Source organism: Ramlibacter henchirensis, from assembly GCF_004682015.1.
Classification (GTDB): Bacteria; Pseudomonadota; Gammaproteobacteria; order Burkholderiales; family Burkholderiaceae_C; genus Ramlibacter; species Ramlibacter henchirensis.
Genome location: NZ_SMLM01000002.1, coordinates 1,117,637 through 1,124,179, shown reverse-complemented (window position 1 = coordinate 1,124,179; position 6,543 = coordinate 1,117,637). Strand labels below are relative to the sequence as shown.

Sequence of the window (6,543 nt, the reverse complement as noted above, 5' to 3'; positions counted from 1 at the left end):
TGGCAACAACGCGTCCAACGTCATCACCGGAGGCGCAGGTGACGACGTGCTCTCCGGGTTGGGCGGTCATGACACGCTGAACGGTGGCGCCGGCAACGACACGCTCCTCGGCGGCAGCGGCAACGACGTCCTGAACGGCAGTGTCGGCGACGACCTGCTCACCGGCGGCGCGGGCGTGGACACCTTCGTGTTCCACCCGTCCTTCGGACAGGACCAGGTCGTCGACTTCGACGCCGACGTCGCCGGCGGGCAGGACCGGATCGACATCAGCGCACTGGGCATAGCCGCCGAGAACTTCGGCGACGTCGGCATCGCCGTCGTCGAAGGCGTCGGGACCGTCGTCACGATCGGCACCGATTCCATCACCCTGCTCGGCGTCGACGGCACCGGCACCAACGTCATCACCCAGGCCGACTTCATCCTGGCCTGACCGCAAGAACCACGCTTCCATGGACCGGCCACGGCCGGCCCATGGAGGCGGGGCACACCCCAAACCGGAAGGAGAAACTGACATGAGCGAGCAAACCAACCCCACCGAAGTGACCCAAACCGCGGCTGTGAGCACCGAGCCGGGCAAACCGGCCGACAAGAAGCCCGCACTTCGCCCGATCTCCGATCCGCGCGAGGTCGCTGCGGTCGTCATGGGCCGCATGAAGCTGGTGAAAACCAAGAAGGACGAACTGTCGCTCGCGATCGACGGCCTGGTCGACATCACGCAGCAGCTCACGCGCGCCTATGCGGAGCAGCTGCTGACGATCGACAGGCTGCGCCGCCGCGTGAAGGAGCTGGAGCCGCCCACCACCGAGACGCCGGCGGAGCCCCGCCCGACGCTCCAGTAGTAGCAGCAGAAATCCAGCAGCGCCAGTCCGGTCAACCAGCGAGCCCCCATGAAACCTCTGCTCTCCGAACTGCGCCCCCTCATGGGCGCCATCGCGGCGTTTTCGTTCGTCATCAACCTCCTGTTCCTGGTGCCGGCGTTCTTCACGCTGCAGGTGTTTGACCGGGTGATTTCGACGAACAGCCACGAGACGTTGCTGGTGCTGCTCGCGGGCACCGGCGTGGCGCTGTTGATCCTGATGCTGCTGGACTATGTCCGCACGCGCCTGCAGAACGTCATCGGCAACCTGCTGGACGAACGGCTGTCGCCGCCCGTGGTGAATGCCATCGTGGTGCGCTCGGCTCGGGGGCCGTCGGGCGCGCGCGCCGACGGCGTGCGGGACGTCGCGTCGCTGCGGGCGATGTTCTCGGCCAATGGCCTGATCGCCGTTTTCGACACGCCCTGGGTGGCCGTGTACGTGATGGTGATCTGGATGTTCCATCCCTACCTGGGGATCGGAGCCGCGCTGTCGGCGGTGCTGATGCTCGGCCTGGCTTGGCTCAACGACCGCCTGAGCCGCCAGTCGCTGGAGAGCCTGCAAAAGGAAGGCCGGCGGGCCTCGCATTACGTCGAGAGCTCACTGCGCAACGCCGAAGTGCTGCAGGCCCTGGGCATGACCCAGCGCCTGCTGGCGCGTTGGCGCGGTCTGCAGAACCAGATCGCCACGGTGCAGGCCAGCGCCAGCCGCACCTCCGCGAGCTTCACCGTTGCAACCAAGACGGTGCGCCAGGCGATCCAGATCCTGATGCTGGCACTGGGCGCCTGGCTGGTGCTGTCGCAGGAGGCCTCGCCCGGCATCATGATCGCCACCAGCATCCTGCTGGGCAAAGCGGTGCAGCCGGTGGAGCAGCTGGTGGGTAGCTGGCGGGTCTTGACCGAAGCGCGCGCCGCCTACGCGCGCCTGACCGAACTGTCCAAGGAGTTCGACCGCGGCGAACAGCGCGTCGCCTTGCCCCGGCCCGAAGGGCGGCTGAGCGCCGAGAACGTGTCGTTCCGGATGCCGGGCTCGGACACCAACGTGCTCTCGGCCATCACCTTCTCGATGAAGGCGGGTGAGGCCCTGGCCATCGTCGGCCCGAGTGCGGCCGGCAAGTCCACGCTGGCACGACTGCTGACGGGCGTGTGGGCGCCCAGCAGCGGCCGCGTGCGGCTCGATGGCGCCGACATCGCCTACTGGCCTCGCGAGGAACTTGGGCCCCACATCGGCTACGTGCCGCAGGACATCGAGCTGTTCGACGGCACCGTGGCCGACAACATCGCTCGCCTCGGAAACCTCGACTCGGAAGCGGTGGTCGCGGCCGGCATGCGGGCCAATGCCCACGAGATGATCCTCACGCTCCCGCAGGGGTACGACACGCAGATCGGGGAGCGGGGCACGCGGCTTTCTCCCGGCCAGCGTCAGCGCGTCGCGCTCGCCCGCGCGCTCTACGGCAATCCGCAACTGGTGGTGCTGGACGAACCCAACTCCAACCTGGACGGCGCCGGCGAAGCCGCGCTCGCCCATGCGATGGGAGCGCTGCGCGAATCGGGCGTGACGACGGTGGTGGTCACCCACCGGCCTTCGCTCATCGCACACGTCGACAAGATCATGGTGCTGGCAGGCGGTCGCATCCAGCAGTTCGGCCCCGCCGGCGAAGTGATGAAGGAAATGCAGCGCCAGAACCAGGCGATCGTGGAACGCAAGGCCGCCTGAAGGCGCATCGAGGAGGACGGACATGAACATCGCAATGGCCCCGGAAGCGGGAACCGCTTCGCACAACACCCAGCGCGAGGCGGGGCGCCTCGTGCGCATCGGCGGCTGGATTCTGGTGGGGGCGGTGCTGCCCATCGCGTTGTGGATGGGCTTCGCGCCGCTGTCGATGGCGGTGGTCGCCCCGGCCGTGGTGAAGGTCGATCTCAACCGGCGGCCGGTGCAGCACCTCGAAGGCGGCACGGTGCGCGAGGTGCTGGTGCGCGATGGCCAGCACGTGAAAGCCGGCGAGCCGGTCCTGATCCTGGGCGACGTGCGGGTGGATGCGGACCGCAACCGCCTGGACTACCGAGTGCAGGTCGAGCGCGCCGCCCTGGCGCGCCTGGAGGCCGAGCAGAGGCTGGCGCCGGAACTGCGCTTTCCTGAAGACCTGCTGCAGGCGGCCAGGCTGGACTCGCGCATCGAGGAGGCGTTGACCAAGGAGATCGCCCTCTTCAAGGCGCAGCGCCACTCGCTGGACAGCGGCACCGCGCTGATGCGCACGCAGCGCGAACGCGTCGAGCAGGAGATCGCTGCGGTGAAGGCCCAGATCGAGCAGGCGCAGAAGTCGCTGGACCTGCAGCGCCGCGACCTCGAGAACAACCGCGGCCTGATCCGCGAGGGCTTCATCTCGTCCAGCCGCATCTCGCAGCTGGAAGCCACGGTGATGGACTACGCGGCCAAGATGGAAGAGCGCCGCACCGAGCTCGCGCGCGCCGACCAGCGGCTGGCGGAGATTGACCTGAAGATCCAGTCCACGCGCAACGAGTACGTCAAGGCGGCGAGCGACCAGCTGAAGGTGACGGCGCAGCGTCTCTCCGAAGTCGAGCAGGAGCAGCGCAAGTCCGAGGATGCGGCGAAGCGGCAAGTCGTCGTGGCGCCGGCCAGCGGCGAGATCATTGACCTGAAGTTCACGTCCGCCGGCGCCGTGGTGGGCCCGGGCGAAGCCATCGCCGACATCGTGCCGAGCGGCACGCCGCTGATGGTGGAAGCGCGCGTGCGGCCCGAAGACATCTCCAACGTGCACCTGGGCCAGCGCGCCCGCGTGAAGTTCACCGCCTTCAAGTACCGCAACACCATGATGGTGGAGGGCAAGGTCACCTACGTGTCGGGCGACCGGCTGGTCGAACGCCAGACCGGCATTCCGTACTACTCCGCGCTGGTGCTGGCCGATCCCAAGGCGCTTGCCGCGATCGGCGACTTCAAGCTGCAGGCCGGCATGCCCGCGGAGGTCTACATCGAGGGCTCCCAGCAGACCGCGCTGCAGTACCTGGCCGAACCGATCACGACCACGCTGCGCAGGGCCGGTCGGCAGATGTGAGACGAACCCTTACGAAACGAGGACAGCGATGGAACACAAAAAACAACCCAGCAAAGTCTCACGGCGCGCCGTGTTGAAGGCCTCGCTTGCGGCGGCGCCTATGGTGCTGACCACGCACAAGGCCGGGGCGCAGGTTCCCGTCGGGCTTCCGCCGAGTCCACCCACGACGCCTTGGGTCGAGGAGCTGCCCCTGCAGGACACCCCACTCGCTCCAGTCGCTGCGCCGGCCAATCCTTACCCGACGCTGGCCGCCAACATCGCCGGCGGCGAGTGCGGCCGGGACCCGCACCAGCGCTACGACGAACTGTGCGGGCCGGGCGGCGTCGCGGCGGGCGCGCCGCTGTTCTACGAGATGGCCGTCAAGCAGAACTCCTCCTGGCGCTTCAACGGGGACAACGCCTACTACCCGCCGCAGCCGATCTGGGGTTTCGAAGGCATCAACACGCCGGGCGCGGTCTCCCCGGGGCCGACGATCCATGCGCGCTACGGCAAGCCGATCATCTGCCGCATCCACAACGGCCTGCCGGCGCTGCACACCGGCTTCGGTTCGCCCGAGATCAACATCCACCTGCACAACATGCACACGCCGTCGGCGAGCGACGGCTTTCCCGGCGACTTCTACAGCGGCACGGTAAGCGGCCCGACCCTGTCGTCGCGGGGGAGCTTCCGCGACCACTTCTACCCCAACCTCTATGCCGGCTTCGATGAATTCGGCGGCATCGGCGACCCGCGCGAAGCGCTGGGCTCGCTCTTCTACCACGACCACACCGAGGGCGTGACCGCGCCGAACGTGCTGCGCGGCCTCGTGGGCCGCTACAACATCTTCGACGACCTCGACACCGGGGACGAGCTCACCGGCCTGCGGCTGCCCAGCGGCCCGTACGACTATCCGCTGACGATCTCCGACCGTCGCTTCGACGTCAACGGCCAGCTGACGTTCAACCAGCTCGATCCCGAGGGCGTGCTGGGCGACAAGATCGTGGTGAACGGGAAGATCGAGCCCGTGCTGCGTGTCGCCCGGCGCAAGTACCGGTTCCGCCTCCTGAACGCCGGGCCGACGCGCTACTACGAACTGGTGCTGCAGAACCGATCCGCCAACGCGATCTACGGCTTCACCAACATCGCCAACGACGGCAACCTGTTGCCCAACCCGCTGCTGCACCAGTACAACGTGCGGATGGCGCCGGCCGAGCGGGCCGACATCGTGATCGACTTCGCGAAATTCCCGCTCGGCACCGAGCTGTACCTGGTCAACACGCTGACGCAGACGAGCACCCGGCGGCCCGATCGCGTGCAGGCGCCCGGCACCCGCATCCTCAAGCTCGTGGTCGACCGCAACCCCCCGGAACCCGACATGAGCCGGGTGCCCAGCGTGCTGCGTCCGCTGCGTCCCTTGCCCAGCGAAGCGGAACTCGCGACGCTGCCGGTGCGCCGCTTCAACTTCGAGCGCTCGGGCGGCATGTGGGCCATCAACGCGCGCTTCTTCAACGTGTTCACGCCGGACGTGACCGTCCCCAAGGGCAGCGCCGAGATCTGGGAGTTCTTCAACGCCAACGACGGCTGGCAGCACCCGATTCACATGCACTTCGAGGAAGGGCGGATCCTGAGCAAGTCCGTCAATGGCACGGCCGTTCCGATCCCACCCAACGAGCGCGGGCGCAAGGACGTCTTCAACGTCGGCGAGAACATGACAGTGCGCGTCCTGTTCCGCTTCCGCGACTTCACGGGCAAGTACCCGATGCACTGCCACAACCTCACGCACGAGGACCACTCCATGATGCTCCGCTGGGACATCGTGTGAGCCCCGCGGCCCGCAAGGAGATGCACATGAACGCACGAAGACTCGGACTGGCCGGCGCTGGCGCCGCCGCCCTGTTCGGCCTGGGCTTGGGCATGCTGGGCCGGCCCGGCCCGGAAAAGGATCGCGCCGCTGCCCAGCCCGCCACCCGCGGCAACCCGGACGGCATCCCGAACGTCGCCCTCAAGACGCACACCGGCAAGACGGTGCGCTTCTACGACGACCTGCTGCGCGACAAGCTCGTGGTGATCAACATGATGTACGCGGGGTGCACCAACACCTGCCCGCCGACCACGCACAACCTGCTGCGGGTACAGCAGATGCTGGGCGACCGGGTGGGCAAGGACATCTTCATGTACTCGATCACGCTGAGGCCGGAACAGGACGCGCCGCTCGACCTGGCCGCCTACGCCAGGTCGCATGCGGTGCAGCCTGGGTGGCTGTTCCTGACGGGCTCGGCCGAGGACATCGAGCAGCTGCGCTTTGCCCTTGGCTTCTACGACCCCGACCCGAAAGTCGACAGGGAGGAGGGGCGGCACGTGGGGATGGTTCGCATCGGGAACGATCCATATCGGCGGTGGGGCATGGCGCCGGCGCTGGCCGATCCGCGGCAGATCGTGTCGTCGATCTTGCATGTGGATCGCAAGGCGACGCGACCGAACGCATGAACATGGTCGCAGGGCTGAAGTGCGCGTGATGCTGCGCGAGGACTGTTGCAAGCGACGCCATGGACGCGTACTACGAACAGCGGTGGGGCGATGGCAGACTCCGAGTGCGCCTGTGCAAGAACCGGCTACGTCAGGGCAGGAGCCACCTGG

6 protein-coding genes are annotated in these 6,543 nt (G+C 67.7%); all 6 read left to right on the top strand.

The genetic code is table 11. The features are described 5' to 3' along the window. On the top strand, positions 1 to 430 hold a 430-nt coding region (locus tag EZ313_RS18055), incomplete at its 5' end, for a calcium-binding protein (protein WP_135264640.1). 82 nt (positions 431 to 512) lie between these two features. Further along, positions 513 to 839, top strand: coding sequence for a hypothetical protein (locus EZ313_RS18050; protein WP_135264639.1), 327 nt, complete (start codon positions 513 to 515; stop codon positions 837 to 839). 48 nt (positions 840 to 887) lie between these two features. Then, the gene (locus EZ313_RS18045) at positions 888 to 2,570 is read left to right on the top strand and encodes a type I secretion system permease/ATPase (protein ID WP_135264638.1); all 1,683 of its coding nucleotides are present in this window, start codon (positions 888 to 890) and stop codon (positions 2,568 to 2,570) included. 22 nt (positions 2,571 to 2,592) lie between these two features. After that, complete coding sequence (locus EZ313_RS18040; protein WP_135264637.1) at positions 2,593 to 3,927, top strand: HlyD family type I secretion periplasmic adaptor subunit; 1,335 nt, start codon at positions 2,593 to 2,595, stop codon at positions 3,925 to 3,927. Between the two features lie 73 nt (positions 3,928 to 4,000). Further along, positions 4,001 to 5,728 (top strand): multicopper oxidase family protein, encoded by a 1,728-nt coding sequence (locus EZ313_RS18035; RefSeq protein ID WP_240788700.1) that lies wholly within the window; start codon positions 4,001 to 4,003, stop codon positions 5,726 to 5,728. Between the two features lie 26 nt (positions 5,729 to 5,754). Beyond that, complete coding sequence (locus EZ313_RS18030; RefSeq protein ID WP_135264635.1) at positions 5,755 to 6,393, top strand: SCO family protein; 639 nt, start codon at positions 5,755 to 5,757, stop codon at positions 6,391 to 6,393. Positions 6,394 to 6,543: the final 150 nt, after the last annotated feature.